Genomic DNA, 20,219 nt, shown 5'->3' on the forward strand with positions numbered 1-20,219 from the left:
CTTGTAGGGGAGAATTACCCTAAAATAGACTCTGGCAGGGCGCTGTGATATTTCCCACTGCCGGCTATGGTGAAAACTAATGACCGCAGTGATTGCTACTCAGGGAGATGAATTCGTACCTGATGAATCCCAGCTTCACCGCTGAGCGTGATGGCATCATCCGCACTTAGCTCATCATCCAGCCACAGCTGATAACCTTCGGACGTACGTAGCATCTCAATTTCATAGCGCGCGTCACCTTCATGATAAATCACCTTCGCGCCCGGCCACGCCTGAGGCAGACGTGGACGCAGTTGCAATTTATCGCCGTGACGCGTGATGCCGAGCAGGGTTTCGATAATCAGCTGATAGGTCCAGCCCGCCGAGCCGGTGTACCACGTCCAGCCGCCACGACCTTGCTGATTATCGGCGCTGTAGACATCCGCCGCCATCACATAAGGTTCGACTTTGTAGGTTGCAACAGCATGCGCATCAAGGCTGTGATTGATCGGATTAATCAGCGCCAGCAATTCCCAGGCGCGATCAACCTGGTCCATTTCCGCGAACGCCATAATTGCCCACAGCGCGCCGTGCGTGTATTGCCCGCCGTTTTCGCGAATGCCGGGCAGATAACCACGAATGTATCCCGGATTGGGACCGATGCCATTAAACGGCGGCGTCAGCAGCTTGATCAGGCCGTTATCGCTGTCAACTAACTGCTGATCGAGCGCCTGCATTGCCGAGACGCATTTATCGTGATCGCCTGCAGCAGAAAGCACCGACCAGCTCTGCGCGATAGCATCAATGCGGCATTCGGCGTTGCGCTGTGAACCGAGAGTTTCACCGTTATCGAAGTAGCCGCGCAGGAACCATTCACCATCCCAGGCGCGCTGATTCAGTGCCGTTTTCAGCTTTGCAGCCTGCTGTTGGCACAACGTAGCGGCTTCCGCTTGCCCGATACGTGTGGAGAGCGCGGAAAAGCGCGTGAGCACGCTGTAGAGGAAAAAGCCCAGCCAGACGCTCTCGCCTTTACCGGCAATGCCGACTTCGCTCATGCCGTCATTCCAGTCGCCAGAACCCATCAGCGGCAAACCATGCTCGCCAAATCTCAGGCCATGCTGGATGGCGCGCAAGCCATGCTGCCACAGGTTTTCCTGCAGCTGACTGACGTTGGGCAGGCTGTAAACCGACTCTTCTTCGGCCGCAAGCAGCGGCGCTTCAAGATAGCTAACTGGCTGTTCTAACAGCGCGACATCCTCGGTGGCGGTGATGTAATGGCAAAGGGCAAAGGGCAGCCAGAGATAATCATCCGAGCAGCGGGTGCGCACGCCGCGTCCGGCGGGTGGATGCCACCAATGCTGCACATCGCCTTCGAGGAACTGACGGGACGCGCACAGCACCAGCTGATCGCGCAGCAGGTGTGGCGCGGCGTGGGTCAGCGATAACGTGTCCTGCAATTGATCGCGGAAGCCAAACGCACCGCCCGACTGATAATAACCGCTGCGTGCCAGCAAACGGCTGGCCAGCGTTTGGTACAGCAGCCAGTTGTTCGCCAGCAGGTTCACCGCTGCATCGGGCGTTTGCACCTCGACTTTGTTTAACAGACCGCGCCATTGCTGCTGCACTTTTGCCAGCTCGGCTTCCGCCTGTTCGGAGGGGAGAAATTGCTGCATCAGCGCCAGCGCAGATGTGGTATCTTCCGCCGCGCCTAATACGAACACCAGCGTGCGCGTGTCGCCATCAATTAAGCTGGTCAGCGTTTGTAAGGTGGCGCAGGGATCGAGCCCCGCGCCGGTGTTGCCCGATAAGCCACGCGCTTGCATCATCGCGGGCTTACGCGTTGAACCATTGCGGCCCAGACACTCAAGGCGATTACCGCTGAAAGCAATCTGATTACCTGATGCGGCGAAGAACGCGGTGCGCGCCGATCCGGCGCTGGTGTACGGATTCATCGCCAGAATGGCGCTGCCATCGGCCACGATCGCCGATGAAGTTTGCACGTGGCGGGCAGATTGGCTCATCAGCTCACCCAGCACCCATTCGACGTAGCCGGTGATCGACAGATGTCGCGTTTTGCCCGACAGATTGCTGAGTTGGATTAGCGTGATTTTCGCCGCCTGCTCGGCTGCGACAAAGGTGGTGAGCGTGCTGCGAATGCCTTGCTCCTGATGCACAAAGCGGCTGTAGCCCATACCGTGCTGCGTCAGATAATCACCGTTGCCACGCATTGGCAGCGGCATCGGCGACCAGACATCGCCGCTCTCCTCATCGCGCAGATAAAAGGCTTCGCCCGACGTATCGCTAACCGGATCGTTGTGCCACGGCGTCAGGCGGTATTCGTGCGCATTTTCAAACCATGTGTAGGCCTGACCACTTTCCGAGATCACGCTGCCAAACTGTTTATTCGCCAGCACGTTGCACCAGGGCGCGGGCGTCTGAAGATGTTGGGACAGCAGAATGTGATATTCAGTGCCATCGACGCTGTAGCCGCCGGTGCCATTGAACAGCTGCAAGGTTTCCGCTGCGGCGAGGCGAGCGGGCGTAGGAAAGGCCTGTTTATGCGGCAGGAAGCGGGAAGGCGGCGCAACCGGCTGCGGTTTTAACAGCACCGTCAGCTGATCGGCCAGGCTGCCATTGCGTCCTTCCAGTACCACGGCTGCCACGCTGAGTAACAGCGTGACGTCCTCGGCGGCAAGGTGATCGCTTTGGCGCAGGAAGATGCCGCCCGGCTTGTCGGCCAGCAGCTGAGTTTCGCCGGATGAAATCATCTTGAGCAGTTGATTCTGCAATAGCTGCTGATAACCGCCTTGCTCGCCGTTAAGGATCACCAAATCCGCCGTCAATCCTTTCTGACGCCAGTATTGATGCGCCTTGATCAGATTGCTCACCAGACTAAGCTGCGTACCGTTTTCGATGCGTACCAGCACGATAGGCAGATCGCCTGAAATGGAGTAGCGCCATAGCGAGGTTTGCCCGAGACGATTCTGCTGCATACGCTGGCTGTCGCCGCGCATTTCAGGGCTGGCAAAAATCACCGCGCTGGCGAGTTGGTTATACAGACTGGCATCTTCGGCGAGGATATTCAGCTGTCGCAGCGCCACCTGACTATGCGACGCCGTCATTTCAAATACCCGATTGGCATAGACATTGTTGCGATACTTCTCAATCAATCCAAGGCAGGCGTCACGCTGCGTAGTGACGCCGTACACCAGATCGAGGGTGATGGATTTACCCGGGTTGAGCGCGATTTTCTGGCGGATCGACATCAGCGGATCGAGCACCGCACCGGCGCTGCCGCTGAGTATGCCTTCCGCTGTAATAGCTTGTGGATCGGCGCGGGTCCTGCCGCGACCAATAAACTGCGCGCGGTCGGTTTCATAATGCGTATCGCGCTCGCTGGTGCCGTGAATCAGCAGCGCGTGGAACATCCACACCGGTTCGGTTTTCTCATCACGCGGGCGGCGATGCGCCAGAATGGCTTCCAGCTCGGTAACAATTTCGGTTTGCACAAACAGATTGCTGAACGCCGGATGCGCCATATCGCTGGCAGCGGAGGCGAGCACCACTTCCGCATAGCTGGTGATATCCATCTCACGCAGCTGGCGTGAATGGTTGGTGAGGACGATGCGGCGAATCTCCACATCATCTTCTGGCGACACCACCACCTGCATGTGGGTGCTGAGGGTTTCAGCGCGCGACTCAAACTCCGCGCCAGCATCGGTGAAGCGCGCAATGTGTTGTGGCCGCGTATCGCCGCTCGGCTGGAACGTCGGGCTGATCAATTCGCCGGATTGACGATCGCGGATATAGCAGAAGATGCCGTGCTGATTGCTGGTGCCATCGGCGCGCCAGCGGGTTAACGTCAATCCTTTCCACTGGCTGTAACCGGTGCCGGATTGCGTCACCATCACATGATAATGGGCATTCGACAGCAGTTGGATCTGTGGCAGATGAGCCGCCGAACCGCTGTATTCGCGCAGTTCAGGCGTGTCCGAACGTGGCTTGATCTCGCGGGTATCAATGAACTGACGACGCGGCGTATACAGCTCAATGTCGTCCGGCATGCGCTCCTGCAGCAGTAAATAAGAAGACTGGAAGCGTGCGCTGGACATAAACCGCGCCACCATCGGCGCTTCATGCAGCAGATGCGAAATCGCCAGAAAACCCATTCCCTGGTGATGCGCCATGTAAGTTTTCACTGCGACAAATTGCTGACCGCGCGCCAGCCGATGCGCGGTGAAATCAAGCGCTTCGTAGAAACCGTATTTCCCGCAGGCACCCATTTTCTTCAGCTTCATCAGGTTATCGGTAGCCTGATGCGGCAGCACCATCAACGCGAGCAGCGAGGCGTAGGGCGCGACCACATGATCATCGTTGAGGCCACGCTTCAGCCCTAACTCGGGCGTACCGAAGGCTTTGTATTGATAGTTTTGGCTATCATCGAAAGCGGCATACGCCGATTCGGAAACGCCCCACGGAATCTGCGCGGCGTCGCCGGAAGCGATCTGCTGCTTCACCGCCGAGAGCGCCATTTTCTCCAGCAGCGTATCCGGGTAGACCGGCATCACCAGATGCGGCATCAGATACTCAAACATCGAGCCGCTCCACGACATCACCGCAGGTTTGTTATCCAGTTGGGTGAACAAGCGGCCCAGCACGAACCAGCTTTTTACCGGCAGCTGATTGGCGGAGATGGCGTAATAGTGCGTCAGGCGCACTTCGGAGGGGAAGAGATCGTAATGGCCTTTGTCGAGTAGGCCGCTATCGAGGTTGAAACCGACGCTGAGCAGCGCGTTTTTTTCAACATAGAGAAAACGGAAGTCCATTTTAGCGTGATCTTCCAGACGTCCTTCCAGCTCCAGCAAGGTCGCCATGCGTTCTCGCGCGGACCACATCACGGAAGCGGCGAGCTGAGCATTAAGACCGGGGCGATGGAGCTTTAATTCACTCAGCCACAGCAACGAGGGCAAAGCGTCCGGCAGCACATCATCCGGCCCGATCCAGCTGAAATAACGCATCCACTCTTGCTGGAAATCGCTGAGCTGATGGATAAAGCGTTCAAACCATTTCACCTGCGACGGCGGCAGTTTGAGCTGCGCCAGCAGAATTTCACTCAGCGCGATCAAGGATGAAAGATGATTGGCAATCGCGGCGGGTGCGACTTGTTGCAGCGCAACAAACTGCTCGGCTAGCTCATCCCAGCGATCGTGACGCTCTGTGCCCATTTGCGCTTTGGCCAGCATCAAGGCGTCATTCAGACCAGCCATGATCACCGGTAAAGCGATTACTGGCAGATGCTTCCACTGCACAAGGCCCGCTTGCAAAGTGGCGAGGTGCGCAGCGAGGTTGCCGCTATCGACAGTAGAAACGTAGCGTGGATTTAAAGGTTTTAGCGTGTAAGTGTCGTACCAGTTATAGAGATGACCACGAAAATGTTCCATGCGATCAAGGCTATCCAGCGTGGCGAGCGAACGGCTAATTACCTGCTTCTGCGTGATGTAGCCAAAATCCCACGCGGTTAAATTAGCCAGCAGCGACAGGCCGATATTGGTCGGCGAAGTGCGGTGCGCCACCACCGGCTGCAACACTTCCTGGAAGTTATCCGGCGGCAAGTGGTTATGTTCGGCGATGACAAAATCTTCAAACCATGCCCAGGTATGGCGCGCGGTCTGGCGCAAAAACTGCTGCTGCTCTGCGGAGAGTTTTTTCTGCCGCGATTGCGCCGGTTTACTCAACTGCCATAACAGCCACGGCGTGAGCAGCCACAGCAAGGAAAGCGGCAGCGCTAACGCGATCAGTTGTGGATTGATCAGCACGGTTAAAAGTGACAGTGCAACGCCCGCCGCCGGATTAAACCACATTGCCTGATAAAAGTTCCGCAGTGACGGCGTGGGCGATGAACTGCCCGCCGACGCGCTTTTCCATTCGTGGAGAAACAGCCCGCTGACGTTCAATCGCCACAGCGTGACGATAATCGCTTTCAGCGACCAGTAACTTTCATGCGGCAGCGCAGCCAGCGTCAGTCCCGCGCGGCTCAGGCGCATTAACGCGTCAGAAGACAAGATAGTGAAATGATGTTGCCAGGCGCGCTTCTTGCTTTTGCGCATACCTTCCATGCTCAGTGCGAGCACGCTCGGCAGCAGCAGGAACAAGGCAATGCAGCCGAGCCAAAACGGCGGATTCGCTACCCAAGTGAAAGCCAGAAACATCAGCAGTAGCAAGGCAGGAGCCACCAGACTGCGACGCAGGTTATCGAACAATTTCCAGCGCGAAAGCGCGCTCAGCGGATTGGCCTGATAGCCGCCATCCTCCAGACGTACACGCAGTTTTAACCAGTTCAGCAGCTGCCAGTCACCGCGCACCCAGCGGAAACGCCGCGCGACATCGCTGAGATAGTTATCCGGATAGTGTTCATACAGCACCACATTGCTGACCACGCCGGAACGCGCGTAACAGCCCTCCAGCAGATCGTGACTCAGCACCAGATTTTCCGGGCAGGTATTGCGCGTCGCGCGGGTGAAAGCCGCCACATCGTAAATGCCTTTGCCGACAAACGAACCTTCGCCAAATAGATCCTGATAGATATCGGAAGACATCGATGAATAGGCATCGTTGCCCGGCACGCTGCTGGAGAGCCGCGCGTAGCGGCCTTGTCCACAGGGCGGGATCTCTTCGGCCAGACGCGGCTGCAGAATGGCGTAACCTTCCACCACGCGGTTGAGGCGATCATCAAATACCGGCGCATTGAGGGGATGCGCCATGATACCAATCAGCTTGTGTGCGGTTTCGCGCGGCAGAATGGTGTCGGCATCAAGGGTGATGACGTATTTCACCGTGCGCATCTGCGCCTGGCTGGCACCTACGATCACGTTAAACATCTCCGCTTCACCTTGCAGCCAGCGATTGAGCGCATGCAGTTTGCCGCGCTTGCGCTCATAACCCATCCAAACGCCCTGTGAAGGATTGTGAACCCGGTTGCGATGCAGCAGCGAAAACAGCACATCGTGGTGCGACTTGCTGCTGTAATGGCGGTTGAGCGCCTGAATTTTCAGTACTGCGTAACCGATGATTTCATCATCATCAACCTGATGTTCATCCACGCTGTCGGTGAAGTCGGCCAGCAGCGCAAAAGTGATGTTGTCGAGCGCGTTGCCGAGATAGCTGGTTTCCAGCGAGCGCAGCAGCGTATCGGTGCCGTGTTTGCTGCTGATTAAGCAAGGGATCACCACCAAGGTGCGATCGCTATCCGGCACCGCCAGCTCGTAATCAAGTCGCGGAAGGGGAACCGGATGGCGGGTGCGGGTTGTCACTTCGCTGAGCAGTTGTAAGGCGAGCTGGCTGCTGATAATGATCACCGCCGGTACCAGCAACAGCCACAACACCACCGACATACCGGCCTGATGGGTGAAAAACAGCGCTTCGGCGCTAAAGGCGGTGGTCAATAAGGTGAGGCTGCCAAGCCAGGAGAGCAGCGGCGTTTGGCTGAGATGATGACGCGCCTGATTGAGCCAGGAACGGCGCGGCTTTAACTGTTGCTCAAGCTGCGCGCGTCCTTTATCCAGCAGAAAGTAACCAATATGCTGCTGGCGCGACGGCAATTTGGGCTGACGACTCAGCGCCAGCACCTGATTGGCCACGCTAAGCTCGTCGAATTCGCTCTGACGCGCCAGCTCTTCCACCACGTGTCGGTACTGATCGCGGCTGTCAAAATGCATCTGCGGATAAATGCCAGCAGGATCCTTGAGCAGTAGTTGCTCAACCAGACTGAGTGATTCGACTAAATCCTGCCAGTTGATTTCGCCGAGCTGGCGTAATCCGGCAATGCTGTTGCTAACCGAAAGCTGGCTCAATGCCAGCTGGCGGTTGAATTGTTCAATCACATCCGCGGTATTGCGCCCGGTATTCAGCAGATGTTGCTCCACCCACGTCAGCGCCAGCGAGTGATTCTGACCATTCAGCTTGCGCGCCAGTTCGGCGACAAACGCGCCAGAAAGCTGGCTGTTTTTGTGTGCCATATCGGCAATCACCTGAATCACCCGCGTGGCGTCTTTGGCGGAGTGATGAACGATCTCATTAATCCACGCTTCGGCCTGGCTGCGCTCCTGATGGATCTCGGCAACGCCTTGCGCAATGCGCGCGAGGTTATCGAGCAGCGCAAAACGCAGCATGGCGGGAAGCGCCCAAAGTTCTCCCATCAGCAGCGGCGTAATCCTCTGATAAGCATGAATAAAAGTCGCCAGCACCGTCGATTCTAAGCGGCCGTCGCTGTGACTGATCAACTCATCAGCAATCGCCTGAATACGTAACGCGTGGGTGGGCTCTTCAAGCGCGGGTAAACCCTGACCAAATTTGGTCGGCAACAGATGGCGTACCATGCGAATTTGTTCTTCGATGATATAAAAATTATCTAACAGCCACTCGCCAGCCGGCGTCAGATTACGCTTATCACCGGTACTTAATATTTCTGCACTTTTTATCAGCGCCTGTTCGTTTTCACTTAGTCGCTGCAATAACTTATAGTTTTTTTTGGCGTCAGAAAGATGATGCGTTTTTGCCAGTCGCTCGCCATATTTTGCCATTTGCTGTTCGGAAAAAACGTCTGGCCGGTTCGCCTGATAGATGCCGCTGTCAGGCAATAATTCAAGACTGGCGCGTGCGGTTGCTGGAAGCGCACTACTGCCGATGATTGATCCGGTGGGAATTTTATTTTTCATAATGGCGTCGCAAAAAATCCAATGGATTATAAAAGTCAGCACTATCAACAGGAAGATTGACGGTATAAGAGTGGGCGAGGAAACTGTTCTGTCTTTATTGAGTATAGCGTTGAATTTATTTGACGGTTGGCTTTATATAATTAAAGTAAATTTAAAATATTTAAATGAGTGTAATGATGGGGTTGAAGATCATTAACAATGTTGTCAAGTGTTAGTTGCAGTGAAAAAAGTGAGGTGTGTTAGAATAAGTTAACTGAAAAAGGAAAAAATCATGAGCTGGTTAAATCAATTTTTAGAAGGTTTATCGCGCCGGGAAATAAAAACGCAGTGTCCAGTGTGTAAAAAATTCTGCCCGCAATCTTCCTTAAAACAAGCGCGCGGGCAGGCTATGTTGTGCCCGCACTGTAAATCACTGTTTATTGCTGAGGTATAGACACATGCGCCATATTCTTGAATGGATTGATTTAAATGAACAAGCGCCGGGCTACAAGCAGGAGTGCATCGTGCAATTTGATAATGGCGAAGTGCAGGGGGGCTGGCTTTACGGCGGGCAGTCGCGCAGCGGTGAGCATATTTTTCTTGAGTCACACGCAGAATATGAAACCAGCATGGGGGTTGATTTCTGGATGTCATTGCCACCCGCGCAACCGAACCATCTTGCCACTGTTCACTCTATAATATGAAAACGAAAAATAAATATTACCGCTCATATTCGATAAATGACCGCTGCGCTTCAGCCCGATCGACAAACTGAAACCCCAGTGGATGTATTAATTTTTCATCACAATACCAGCGATCATTTATGCGTTTAAAAATGTCACCCTGATGAAAGGGTTGATCTTTATCCAGGCGCATAACGGCATATTTGCCGTTATTGAAGACGACTTCGTAAAGAGAAATTAAACCGAGCGGGAGTAAAGTACGTTCGTGAATAATTTCACCGCTGAGTTCGGGTTGTCTTGGTTTTTTCATGATTATGTCTCCGATTAACCTGCTTTAATTCTGGCAATGAATTAAACAATGCGTGGTGTTTATTTTTAAGGCTTCGCTTGTGAATTGTGTAATGTCCGCCAGGATTAAGTCAGTCTTATGTGTCGGCGCAATTTATTATTCCTTCTCGCCCACGTTTTACCTACCTGACATCCTACTTTATCAAAAGGCAATATTATGACGATTAAAACACTGCACGATCTGTTTGTGCATGATCTCTCTGATATTTACAGCGCAGAAAAACAGATCACTAAAGCGTTACCAAAAATGATTCGTGCAGCCACCGATCCTAATCTGGTCGCAGCCTTTAAACAGCATCTGGAAGAGACACGCGGACAAATTGAACGTATCGATCAACTGGTTGAACTCACTGAAGGTGTGCAGATCAAACGGATGAAGTGTCATGCGCTGGAAGGATTGGCTGAAGAAGCGCAGGAGATCATCGATGAAGTGGAGAAAGGGCCGGTTTGCGATGCCGGACTGATCGGTGCTGCGCAGAAGGTTGAACACTATGAGATCGCCACCTACGGTACTTTGCGCGCGTTAGCCTTAAAACTGGATTATCAGGATGCCGCGAAGTTGTTGGGTGAAACGCTGGAAGAAGAAAAAGCCACCGACGAAAAACTGACGCTGATTGCTGAAGAGCAGGACTAATCCACCGTGGAGGAGGCTAATGCAGCCAGCCTCTTCCAACCTGAAAAATCCGCTTGCGAATTCCTGGGTTAAAAATCACTTCATTCTCAGTATGCTAATGCCTCTTTTCTCAAACTCACGTTTGAACACGGTTATGAAAACAGAGGATTTGCATGCCTGCCAACGGTCACTCCGCAGAGCCCAACACGACCTTACGTGCTGGGCGCTTCTTATTGATGCAGAAACTACTACGCCGCGACAAAACGCCCGTCGCGCTGTTGCTGCTGGCCGCGCTGGTCGGTGTGTTAACCGGCCTGGTTGGCGTGGCCTTTGATAAAGCCGTCAATTTTGTGGTGCATACGCGCTTAAGCTGGCTTGAGGGTGCGGGTGACAATCTGCTGGTGAAAATCGCCGGCGCGTTTATGCTCTCTGCGCTATTAGGCGCTGTCGGCTACTTGCTGGTGCGACGTTTCGCGCCGGAAGCGGGCGGATCGGGCATTCCCGAAATTGAAGGCGCGCTGGAGGAACTTCGTCCGGTGCGCTGGTGGCGCGTGCTGCCGGTGAAATTTATCGGCGGCATGGGTGCGTTAGGATCAGGCATGGTGCTGGGTCGCGAAGGACCGACCGTGCAACTGGGCGGCAATATCGGCGGCATGTGTGTTGATCTGTTCCGCGTAAAATCTTCTGAGTCTCGCCACACGTTGCTGGCAACCGGCGCTGCAGCTGGTTTGTCGGCCGCTTTCAACGCGCCGCTGGCCGGCATCCTGTTTATTATCGAAGAGATGCGTCCGCAGTTTCGCTACAGCCTGATTTCCATCAAAGCGGTGTTTGTTGGCGTTATCGTTTCCAGCATTGTTTTCCGCGTGTGTAATGGCAACGAAGCAATCATTAATATTGGTCAGCTGCAGGATGCGCCAACCAATACGCTGTGGCTTTATTTAGTGTTGGGCGTGTTATTTGGTGGCTGCGGCGTGGCGTTTAACCGCTTCATTTTCCTCGCGCAGGATCAGTTTCAGCGTTTGCATAAAGGCCGCGTTGCACCCTGGGTGCTGTGGGGAAGTTTGCTGGCGGGGATGTGTGGCGTGATTGGTCTGTTTCTGCCACAAGCGATTAACGGCGGGATTGCGCTGATTCCTGATTTCTCCAGCGGAGCTTACAGCGCGCTGGCGCTCTTTGCCATTTTCGCACTGCGCACGTTGATAACTATTTGCTGTTTTTCCTCCGGCGCGCCGGGCGGTATTTTTGCCCCGATGCTGACGTTGGGCACGCTGTTAGGTACCTGCTTCGGCCAACTCTGCATGCAGTGGTTGCCGGGTTTGTATCTGGAGCCAGCAACCTTTGCCGTGGCTGGTATGGGCGCGCTGTTTGCGGCCTCGGTGCGTGCGCCGCTGACCGGCATTGTGCTGGTGCTGGAGATGACCAACAATTATCAGCTGATTTTGCCGATGATCATTACCTGTCTCGGCGCGACGCTGGCCGCGCAATTCTTCGGCGGCAAACCGCTGTACTCCTCAATTCTTGCGCGCACGCTGGCGAAAGCGAAACAGATAAATGTGCAGTAGGTGAATCGGTCGCCATGAATGGCGACCCTACGACGTCTGATGCGCATTCATCAACCAATCTGAAAACGCCGTCATTGCGGTGCTTTCAGGTCGCGACTGCAAACGCGTTAACCAGTAGCCGCCGAGATCGATTTCTGCGGCGAAAGGGCGCACCAGCCTCTCGCTTTGCAGCAGGTGATTGAAAATTTTCACCGGTGCCAGCGCAATCCCCGCGCCCAGTAATGCCGCTTCGATCATCGTCAGGGATGAGTCAAAAATCATCACCGGATGCGCAGGTGATGGCGCATGTTCATTAATGCTGTGCAGCCATTGGCTCCACTCATCACGGCGGAACGATCGCAATAGGGTGAATTTGTGCACGTCTGCAGGCTGCTGCAACTGCCGGGCAATGGCGGGATTACACAGCGGCGATAACGGGGCTGAACAAATAAACTGCGCTTCGGTGCCGTGCCAGGCGCCGCTGCCAAAGCGAATGGTGTAATCATGGCCCTCGGCGGCTGGATCGACGCGATTGTTGTGGGTGGAGAGTTGCAGCTCTATGTGCGGATAGCGGCGGTTAAAATCTTCTAAAAGCGGCAACAGCAAACCGGTGGCAAAGCTTCCCACCGCGCCGACCTTTAATTTCTCGCGCATCTGACCCGATGAGAAGCGATCCAGCGTATCGGCAATGCGATCGAATGAATCGTTTAATACCGGCAACAGGCTTTCGCCTTCGGTGGTCAACATCAATCCGCGCGATACCCGCACAAACAGCTGGCAGCCGAGCTGCTGCTCCAGCGATTTCACCTGCTGACTTACGGCTGCATGGGTTACATGCAGCTCAATAGCAGCGTTAGTAAAACTTAGATGACGTGCGGCGGCTTCAAAGGCTCTGAGCGCGTTAAGTGGAATATAAGGGCGAGTCATGCGGTGACCTGTAAGAATTTCTATTGTCTGACGCTAAAATTAACAGTTTGTTGCTGCCTGTCAAAGTGGGCAAACTGCCCGCGGAACAACAACCCGGAAGGTTAATAACAGTGAAATTGATTTCTCAAACTTTGATAGCAACAGCACTGACATCGGCGTGCTCAATGGCGTTCGCTGCGACGCCTGATGTGGACGCCATCGTTGATCAGGCCATCACACCGCTGATGCAGCAGCAAGCCATTCCCGGCATGGCGGTGGCGGTGGTGGTTAAAGGCCAGCCGCACTATTTCACCTGGGGCATGGCGGATGAAAAACAGCAGCGTCCGGTCACGCAAGATACGCTGTTTGAACTGGGTTCGGTGAGTAAAACCTTCACCGGCGTGCTGAGTAGCGTCGCGGTGAACAAAGGCGAGATCGCACTGAGCGATCGCGCCAGCCAATACTGGCCAGCGCTGAATACGCCGCAGTGGCGTGACATCACGCTGCTGCAATTGGCGACGTACACCGCCGGCGGCTTGCCGTTGCAGGTTCCTGATGTCGTGACCGATGAAAAGGCGCTGGCGAACTTCTATCAACAATGGCAACCGCAATGGGCGCCGGGCAACACGCGTCAGTATGCGAACAGCAGCATCGGCTTGTTTGGCTGGCTGGCGACGAAACCCAGCGGGCTGACATTTGAGCAAGCAATGCAGCAACGCGTGTTTACGCCGCTGCAGCTTAAGCACACCTTTATCACCGTGCCGGACAGTGAGAAGGATGCTTACGCATGGGGTTACCGCGAAGGCAAGCCGGTGCGCGTGTCGCCGGGCATGTTGGATGCCGAAGCCTATGGCGTGAAGTCGTCAATTAAAGATATGGCGCGCTGGATGCAGGCCAACATGGATCCGCAGCAGGTAAAAGACCAAACGCTGCAGCAGGCGCTGAATTTCGCGCAAACGCGTTTCTATCGTACCGATGCGTTATATCAGGGATTGGGGTGGGAAATGCTGAATTGGCCCGCTCAGGCAGACATGGCAGTGAAGGGCGCGGATAACAAGGTAGCGCTCGGTCCGCAGCCGGTAAGGGATGCGAAAGCACATCCGCGTGTCACCGCGTCGTGGGTGCATAAAACCGGCGCAACGGGCGGATTTGGGGCTTATGTCGCCTTTATTCCAGAGAAGCAGGTCGGCATTGTGATCCTGGCGAACAAAAATTATCCCAATACCGAGCGGGTTAAAGCGGCGATGCAGATCCTGAAAGCGGTGCAGTAAGCGGGTGGGGCGAACTTTTCGCCCCATTTAGATCAACTACACTTAATGGGTGATTAACCAAGGAGCTGCAAATGAGCCATCACCCAAAAGATAAACGTGACGTGAATGATGAAAAACATCCCGCTAAGGACAATCCCAGTGAACACGGTGAGATTCCCAGAACGCGCGATGACAGCGAAGATGACAAAAAAGATCCGTTTAACGACGAATAATCAACATCACCAGTAACGGCAGGGCGGCAAACAGTGTTAATACGGTTGACGCGCCTGCCTGCGCATAGAGTTGTCCGAACAGTAGCGATCCAATGACCTGGCCCGTCGCCAACATGAAGAACAGCATGCCTACGCCGATGGCGGGGACATTTTCCGTTGATGCTGCGCCCCACACCAGCAATACGCCCGAGAGCGTGACGTACGCGGCGCCACCCAGTGCCACGGCGGGAAATAGCCAAACTGAGTAGTGATGGCTGAACGCCAGAAGCAGCAAGGGAACGGCGAGGCAGCACTGCCACGCAGTAAGCGGCAAAGCTGCAGAGCGGCGTTTTTACCGGCTTCGCACGCCTGCGAAGCACCAATAATTAACGCTGAAGTGAGAACACCTTCAAACATCAGCCAAATGGCATCGGCTAACGCCAGATGATGCTTGCCGAGCGCCTGTTGAACAGCCCGCGGATCGTTTTACTTTTGCAAATTTCAGGATGCTGTAGTTTTACTTAAGGAATAGTTATTGCTGACTCCAACCGGTCCAGCGCAAACAAAATGCCGTAACGCCGTGCGTTTTTTGCCTCTGGCAGCGGCAGCCAGATATCGGCCTGATTCGCCAGGTCTAAGGTCTGCGCACAGAGCGCGATCACCGGCGTTTTTTGAATATGGGCATGGTGTACCGTGCTGAGCACGTGGCTGTTAACCGCGTCAGGCGCGAGAATCAGCAACAGATCATCCGGCTGTAAACGACTCAGCGTCATGCTCAGCAGGTTGTCATCCTGAATCCATGCGATGGGCAATCCAGCGCCTTGCAGGCGTTGATGGACTTCCGCAGACAGCGCAGTTTGTAGGCCCGACGCGCCAATCAGCAGTACGCTTCTGGCCTTACGTAACATCTCTGCGGCACGTTGCCAGATTGCGGTTTCCGCTTGCGCGTATTGCTGGGTTAGCGCTTGAATAATCGCCTCTATAGGCGCAATCGCGTTACGGGTTCGCACCTGTGGCGCACGCGCCAGCCGCATGCGCAAATCGCGGATATCTTCGCAACCCAGCGAACGGGCAAAGCGGGTAATAGTGGCGGCACTGACTTCGGCACGTCCGGCAAGTTGTTCGATGGTGGCGGATGCGGCAAAAGCGGTATCGCTGAGAATCGCTTCGGCCACACGTTTCTCCTGCTGGCTCAGCGACGATTGACGCTGACGGATGACATCAATAAATTCGACATCCTTCTGCTGACCGGCTTTACGCACCTGATGTAGAAAATCATCGAGATCCTGACAGCCTGCCGACGTGGCAAAGCGTCGCAGCACATCCGGACTCACGCCAGCCTGCGTGGCGAGACTTTCCATGGTGGCCTGCTCAGTCGCACCCAATTTAGCCAGAAAAAAACGCGCCAGCCTCGATTCCTGCGCATCCGCGCGCTCCGATTGCTGCCGTAATTGCCAGACAATATCCATCAGCTCATCATATCCTCATTAGCGAGCGTCCATCATGCATGAAATAATTTTTCATGTTGAGTTTTTTTTCATCGAAATACCATTTTTCATCGCCGATTGTCAGGGTTGTTACTGTTAAATTACGGTTAAGATCACACTCGTGAAAAATATTTTCATGATGTATTTTGTTATATGTCTATGATTTATATTAGTAAATTATCAAACCATCAGAAAATCATCTGCCCGCAGCCACTTTACAGCTTCTCTGAGACGGGTCTTAAATGGCCGGGACAAATCACAGGAGAAGAAATTATGCGCATCGTACTTTGCTGTGCTGCAGGCATGTCCACCAGCATGCTGGTGAGCAAAATGCAGCACGCTGCTTTAGGTCGCGGTCTGGAGATCGATATCAAAGCTGTGCCGGTGGCGGAATTCGAACGTATTCTGCCGGATGCCGATGTCGTTCTGCTCGGCCCGCAGGTGCAGTTCGAAGCTGCCCGTCTTACCGCCATTGCCGCGCCGCAGGGCAAATCTGTCGCCGTCATCGACATGATGGATTACGGCATGATGCGTGGCGAACAGGTGCTTGATAAAGCGCTGGCGTTACACACCGCCTAACTGTCCGTTTTAACCCATCTAACCGACATTACACGGCTTGTGCTGTGGGGGATTTTGCATGTCTGAAATCGTGGCTATCGAGTTTGAAGAGGGAATTATGCTGCTGCTGGTGCAAGCCGGCGCAGCGCGCAGCGCGGCAATCAGCGCGCTGCGGCTGGCACGAGAAGGGCGCTTCAGCGAGGCGCAACAGCAGTTGGCGGCGGCGAGTGAAAGCATTAGTGCGGCGCACCAGCAGCAAACCGCGCTGATTGGTCTGGACGAAGGCAGCGGCAAGTTGCCCGTCACGCTGATTCTGGTCCATGCCCAGGATCATCTGATGAACGCCATGCTGATTCAGGATCTGGCAGGCGAAATCATTGAACTTTACCGCCGCACTGCGGCAGGAGGCACGAATGCTTAAGATGGCCATTATTGGTGGTGGCAGCAGCTATTCTCCGGAGTTGGTAGAAGGGATCATCAATCGTTATGCGCAGCTGCCGGTGACGGAACTGGCGCTGGTGGATGTCGAGCAGGGGCGTGAAAAGGTACATGTCATCGCCGATCTCACTCGCCGTATGTTGCAGCAAAATGGGCTGGAGCAGGTGAAAGTCAGCGTGCATTTTGAACTCGATGAAGCGATTCGCGGCTCCCGATTTGTGCTGACGCAGCTGCGTGTGGGTCAACTCGCCGCGCGTGCCGCAGACGAGCGCCTCGGGCTGAAATATGGACGACTCGGCCAGGAAACCACCGGCGTGGGCGGTTTTGCCAAAGCGCTGCGCACCATTCCGGTGATGCTTAAGGTGGCGCGCAAAGTGGAAGAGTTGGCGCCAGATGCCTTTATCATCAACTTCACCAATCCGGCGGGGATGGTGACGGAAGCGGTGTCGCGCTACAGCAAGGCGAAAATTATCGGCCTGTGTAATGTGCCGGTGAATATGCACCACATGATTGCCGGCATGCTCGACGCGTCCTGGGATGAGGTGCAACTGCGCTTCGCCGGGCTCAATCATCTGGTATGGGTGCATCAGGTGACCTGTCGCGGCGAAGATGTCACTTCACAGGTGATTGAACAACTGTGCGATGGCCAATCGCTCACCATGAATAACATCAAAGATATGCCATGGTCGCCGCAGTTCCTGCGCGCGCTCAAGGCGATTCCGTGCCCGTATCATCGCTATTACTGGCAAACGCCGCAGATGCTGGCTGAAGAGCAGGAGAAAGCGCAAAACGGTCACGAAGGCACGCGCGCGGAGCAGGTAATGAAAGTGGAAGCCGAGCTGTTCGAGCTGTACGCCGATCCGCATCTGGCGCACAAACCTGAACAACTGAGTTTTCGTGGCGGCGCGTATTACTCCGAAGTGGCGGTTGAGCTGATCAGCGCGATTCATAACGACAGCGGCAACAATCTGGTGGTGAACTGCCGCAACAACGGCGCGATTCATGGTCTGCCGGATGATGCGGTGGTGGAAGTGAACTGCCTGGTAGATGCGCAAGGCGCGCATCCGCTGGTATTTGGCGAGTTGCCGCCGCTGATGAATGGCCTGACGCAGCAGATCAAAGCGTTTGAACGTTTGACCATCGAAGCCGCCGTGCACGGCGATCGTCAGCAAGCGCTGCTGGCGCTGCTCGGCAATCCGTTAGTCGGTGATGTCGCAACCGCCGAAGCGTTGCTGGAAGAAGTGCTGACCCTTAATAAGCCGTGGCTACCGCAGTTCGCCACGCCATAATCCGTTGCGCCACCGAGCCAGAGGAACACTTATGTCTAATCGTACTTTTATAGACCGTTATGTCTTGCCCGTCGCACTGAAAATTGCCAGTCAGAAGCATGTGCTCTCCGTGCGTGACGGCATCATTCTCAACATGCCTTTTATGCTGATTGGCAGCTTCTTCCTGATCTTCGCCTATCTGCCGATTCCAGCGTGGGGCCATTTGATGGCGGATCTGTTTGGCGACACGTGGCGCAACAAATTGCTTTATCCGGTGCGCGCCACCTACGACATCATGGCACTGATCTCCAGCTTCGGTATTGCCTACCGTTTGGCAGAGAAGTATCGCACGCTCGATCCGCTCACCAGCGGTGCGATGGCGTTAGTGGCATTTGTGATGACCATTCCACAGCAGACGCTGTTTGCTCCGGTGGAAGGCGCGCCGACGCAGTTGGTCACCGGCGTGTTGCCGATTTCGCTGATTGGCAGCCAGGGCTTGTTCGTGGCTATCGTTATTGCACTGCTTTCCACTGAGATTTATCGCTTTGTGCATAACCGTAATCTGGTGATCAAGATGCCAGAAGGCGTGCCGCCAGCGGTGGCGAAATCCTTCCTCGCGCTGGTGCCGGGTTTCTGTGTGCTGGCAGTGGTGTTGATGCTTCGTCTGGCGGTGGAAGCCTCACCGTTCGGCGATATCAATAACCTGATTGCGACTGTGATTGGTCTGCCGATGCATCACGTCGGTGGCACGCTCCCCGGCATGATTTTCTCAGTGCTGCTGATTGGCATTCTCTGGACGCTTGGGCTGCACGGCGATGCAATAGTGCTGGTGTTTATTCAGCCGGTTTGGCTATCGAATATGAGTGAAAACCTTGAGGCGTTTCAGCATAACCAACCGATCCCGCACATCTTTACCCAGCAGTTTTACGATTTATGGATTGCGCCGGGCGGCACCGGCGCGCTGCTGGGATTGGTGATCTTTATGCTGATCCGCTCACGCAGTCGTCAGATGAAGCAGCTCGGTAAAATTGCCGCTCCAGCGGCGCTGTTCAACATCAGCGAACCATTGGTGTTCGGCATCCCGCTGGTGATGAACCCGTATTTGTTTCTGCCTTTCATCCTGACGCCGGTGGTGTTGGTGATTGTGTCATGGGCGGCGATGAGCACCGGTTTAGTAGCACCGCCAGCGGGCATTGCGCTGCCATTTACCACACCAATTTTCGTTAGCGGTTATCTGGCAACCGGCGGGCACATTTCTGGCACCGTATTGCAGGTGGTCAATCTGACGATTTCTCTAGTGATTTACTATCCGTTCTTCCGCGTCTGGGATCGACTGAAGTTCCGCGAGGAAGAAGCGAGCCTGCAGCAAGCGAAAGTGGTAAGCGAAGCGGTAACACCTTGAATTAATAGGCAGAAGCGCATGAATGTGTGCTTCTGCCTCTCAGAAAGTGGTTGCCCGAAATGCAAATTAATCACGGGAAAGGACTAATTTACAATTCTCTTTGAGGTCTAACTATCACGCAACTGACTGTTATTGCTGATTTTATTTCAAATGATTAAATTTAAAACGTTTTTCCTAAAAGAAAATTCTGTACTCTTATTAAACCTTTGTATATTTTTGTCGGCAAGCAGTGATGAGACAACTATCCCACTGAAATTTACGCATTCAATCATTAACCTCAGCAGGCTCTCTTGATAGATTTTTTTTCCAAAATTAATAACAACCTCTTTTTATCAAACTCAATCAGTTTAGTTAGATCACTATTGGTCTTTCTTTTCAGAACATTCCATTAATCTTAACACCACTAAATAAAATGCTGGCACTAATGTCGCCAGGGGAAATGCATGCAAAAAATGAATATCAGTACCGATTTTATCGCCTATTTTAATTGCGGTTCTGCACAGCTAAAATCTGAAGCCGAAATATTGGGTTCAGTCATTACGGCGATCATAAAAGACAAAAAAACTGTTACTAATAAAAGCATTATCGCCTATCTGCTGGCAGAACTTGAGAGCACCAATGATGTGATTTTCCAGGATTGCTTGCGTAATACCCTGCAAATCGTGCTCGGAAAGACGCCAGACGATGATGGATTTTCAGGCTAAGATATTCTCCCATTAATAGGATTATCAGTATTAAACTGGTTTTCAATTTCAAAAGTTCAGGAATTATCTGACAGTATTAAACCTTGAGAAAAGCGTTATAATGACTGGACCGACCAGAATAATCTGGCATACAGATA

16 protein-coding genes are annotated in these 20,219 nt (G+C 54.0%); 11 read left to right on the top strand and 5 right to left on the bottom strand.

What is annotated here, in order from left to right:
• Positions 1–95 precede the first annotated feature (95 nt).
• Positions 96–8,693: a GH36-type glycosyl hydrolase domain-containing protein gene (locus tag PanJK_RS00450; protein ID WP_265296720.1), complete on the bottom strand. Its 8,598-nt coding sequence runs from the start codon at positions 8,691–8,693 to the stop codon at positions 96–98.
• Positions 8,694–8,964: 271 nt separating this feature from the next.
• Between PanJK_RS00450 and PanJK_RS00455 the strand changes: the two genes are divergently transcribed.
• Entirely contained in the window at positions 8,965–9,126 is a 162-nt protein-coding gene (locus PanJK_RS00455; protein ID WP_008102026.1) for a YnfU family zinc-binding protein, read from the top strand.
• Between the two features lie 4 nt (positions 9,127–9,130).
• On the top strand, positions 9,131–9,376 hold the full coding sequence (locus PanJK_RS00460; protein WP_256698688.1) for a hypothetical protein: 246 nt from the start codon (positions 9,131–9,133) through the stop codon (positions 9,374–9,376).
• Between the two features lie 16 nt (positions 9,377–9,392).
• Here the strand turns inward: PanJK_RS00460 and PanJK_RS00465 are convergent, their stop codons facing one another.
• Positions 9,393–9,665 (bottom strand): hypothetical protein, encoded by a 273-nt coding sequence (locus PanJK_RS00465; RefSeq protein WP_256698689.1) that lies wholly within the window; start codon positions 9,663–9,665, stop codon positions 9,393–9,395.
• Positions 9,666–9,860: 195 nt separating this feature from the next.
• On the opposite strand from PanJK_RS00465, the gene PanJK_RS00470 reads away from it, so the two are divergent.
• Positions 9,861–10,337: a ferritin-like domain-containing protein gene (locus PanJK_RS00470; protein ID WP_061719259.1), complete on the top strand. Its 477-nt coding sequence runs from the start codon at positions 9,861–9,863 to the stop codon at positions 10,335–10,337.
• A gap of 152 nt (positions 10,338–10,489) precedes the next feature.
• Positions 10,490–11,878, top strand: coding sequence for a H(+)/Cl(-) exchange transporter ClcA (gene clcA / locus PanJK_RS00475; protein WP_265296722.1), 1,389 nt, complete (start codon positions 10,490–10,492; stop codon positions 11,876–11,878).
• Between the two features lie 27 nt (positions 11,879–11,905).
• On the opposite strand, the gene ampR is transcribed toward clcA, so the two are convergent.
• A complete protein-coding gene (gene ampR, locus PanJK_RS00480) occupies positions 11,906–12,784 on the bottom strand; it encodes a LysR family transcriptional regulator AmpR (RefSeq protein WP_256698691.1) in 879 nt (292 codons plus the stop codon).
• A gap of 116 nt (positions 12,785–12,900) precedes the next feature.
• On the opposite strand from ampR, the gene blaPSZ reads away from it, so the two are divergent.
• Positions 12,901–14,034 carry a PSZ family class C beta-lactamase gene (gene blaPSZ, locus PanJK_RS00485; protein WP_265297380.1) on the top strand — a complete coding sequence of 378 codons (1,134 nt, stop codon included), beginning with the start codon at positions 12,901–12,903 and terminating at the stop codon, positions 14,032–14,034.
• Between the two features lie 71 nt (positions 14,035–14,105).
• Positions 14,106–14,246 carry a hypothetical protein gene (locus tag PanJK_RS00490; protein WP_008106109.1) on the top strand — a complete coding sequence of 47 codons (141 nt, stop codon included), beginning with the start codon at positions 14,106–14,108 and terminating at the stop codon, positions 14,244–14,246.
• On the opposite strand, the gene PanJK_RS00495 is transcribed toward PanJK_RS00490, so the two are convergent.
• Both PanJK_RS00495 and PanJK_RS00500 read right to left on the bottom strand, forming a co-directional pair.
• Positions 14,233–14,469 carry a hypothetical protein gene (locus PanJK_RS00495; RefSeq protein WP_414858917.1) on the bottom strand — a complete coding sequence of 79 codons (237 nt, stop codon included), beginning with the start codon at positions 14,467–14,469 and terminating at the stop codon, positions 14,233–14,235. The two genes, PanJK_RS00490 and PanJK_RS00495, sit on opposite strands and share 14 nt — an antisense overlap.
• Before the next feature lie 277 nt (positions 14,470–14,746).
• Positions 14,747–15,694, bottom strand: a complete 948-nt coding sequence (locus tag PanJK_RS00500) for a MurR/RpiR family transcriptional regulator (RefSeq protein ID WP_265296723.1) — start codon at positions 15,692–15,694, stop codon at positions 14,747–14,749.
• Between the two features lie 288 nt (positions 15,695–15,982).
• On the opposite strand from PanJK_RS00500, the gene PanJK_RS00505 reads away from it, so the two are divergent.
• The 5 genes from PanJK_RS00505 to PanJK_RS00525 all read left to right on the top strand — a co-directional run bounded on the left by PanJK_RS00505 (position 15,983) and on the right by PanJK_RS00525 (position 20,082).
• Positions 15,983–16,291, top strand: a complete 309-nt coding sequence (locus PanJK_RS00505; protein ID WP_061719412.1) for a PTS sugar transporter subunit IIB — start codon at positions 15,983–15,985, stop codon at positions 16,289–16,291.
• Positions 16,292–16,349: 58 nt separating this feature from the next.
• Positions 16,350–16,691, top strand: a complete 342-nt coding sequence (locus PanJK_RS00510; RefSeq protein ID WP_256698694.1) for a PTS lactose/cellobiose transporter subunit IIA — start codon at positions 16,350–16,352, stop codon at positions 16,689–16,691.
• The gene (locus PanJK_RS00515; RefSeq protein ID WP_265296725.1) at positions 16,684–17,997 is read left to right on the top strand and encodes a 6-phospho-beta-glucosidase; all 1,314 of its coding nucleotides are present in this window, start codon (positions 16,684–16,686) and stop codon (positions 17,995–17,997) included. Before PanJK_RS00510 ends, PanJK_RS00515 begins: the two co-directional genes overlap by 8 nt.
• Positions 17,998–18,028: 31 nt before the next feature.
• On the top strand, positions 18,029–19,378 hold the full coding sequence (gene celB / locus PanJK_RS00520; protein WP_265296726.1) for a PTS cellobiose transporter subunit IIC: 1,350 nt from the start codon (positions 18,029–18,031) through the stop codon (positions 19,376–19,378).
• A 443-nt stretch (positions 19,379–19,821) separates the two neighbouring features.
• Positions 19,822–20,082, top strand: coding sequence for a biofilm/acid-resistance regulator YmgB/AriR (locus PanJK_RS00525; RefSeq protein ID WP_256698696.1), 261 nt, complete (start codon positions 19,822–19,824; stop codon positions 20,080–20,082).
• The last annotated feature ends 137 nt before the right edge of the window (positions 20,083–20,219 follow it).

Origin of the sequence: Pantoea sp. JK (genome assembly GCF_026130245.1) — a bacterium.
Classification (GTDB): Bacteria; Pseudomonadota; Gammaproteobacteria; order Enterobacterales; family Enterobacteriaceae; genus Pantoea; species Pantoea trifolii.

Excerpts from the sequence above, each read along its gene's own strand:
- PanJK_RS00450 (WP_265296720.1), bottom strand. The coding sequence starts at position 8,693 with ATGAAAAATAAAATTCCCACCGGATCAATCATCGGCAGTAGTGCGCTT.
- PanJK_RS00455 (WP_008102026.1), top strand. The coding sequence starts at position 8,965 with ATGAGCTGGTTAAATCAATTTTTAGAAGGTTTATCGCGCCGGGAAATA.
- PanJK_RS00460 (WP_256698688.1), top strand. The coding sequence starts at position 9,131 with ATGCGCCATATTCTTGAATGGATTGATTTAAATGAACAAGCGCCGGGC.
- PanJK_RS00465 (WP_256698689.1), bottom strand. The coding sequence starts at position 9,665 with ATGAAAAAACCAAGACAACCCGAACTCAGCGGTGAAATTATTCACGAA.
- PanJK_RS00470 (WP_061719259.1), top strand. The coding sequence starts at position 9,861 with ATGACGATTAAAACACTGCACGATCTGTTTGTGCATGATCTCTCTGAT.
- clcA (WP_265296722.1), top strand. The coding sequence starts at position 10,490 with ATGCCTGCCAACGGTCACTCCGCAGAGCCCAACACGACCTTACGTGCT.
- ampR (WP_256698691.1), bottom strand. The coding sequence starts at position 12,784 with ATGACTCGCCCTTATATTCCACTTAACGCGCTCAGAGCCTTTGAAGCC.
- PanJK_RS00490 (WP_008106109.1), top strand. The coding sequence starts at position 14,106 with ATGAGCCATCACCCAAAAGATAAACGTGACGTGAATGATGAAAAACAT.
- PanJK_RS00500 (WP_265296723.1), bottom strand. The coding sequence starts at position 15,694 with ATGGATATTGTCTGGCAATTACGGCAGCAATCGGAGCGCGCGGATGCG.
- PanJK_RS00510 (WP_256698694.1), top strand. The coding sequence starts at position 16,350 with ATGTCTGAAATCGTGGCTATCGAGTTTGAAGAGGGAATTATGCTGCTG.
- PanJK_RS00515 (WP_265296725.1), top strand. The coding sequence starts at position 16,684 with ATGCTTAAGATGGCCATTATTGGTGGTGGCAGCAGCTATTCTCCGGAG.
- celB (WP_265296726.1), top strand. The coding sequence starts at position 18,029 with ATGTCTAATCGTACTTTTATAGACCGTTATGTCTTGCCCGTCGCACTG.
- PanJK_RS00525 (WP_256698696.1), top strand. The coding sequence starts at position 19,822 with ATGCAAAAAATGAATATCAGTACCGATTTTATCGCCTATTTTAATTGC.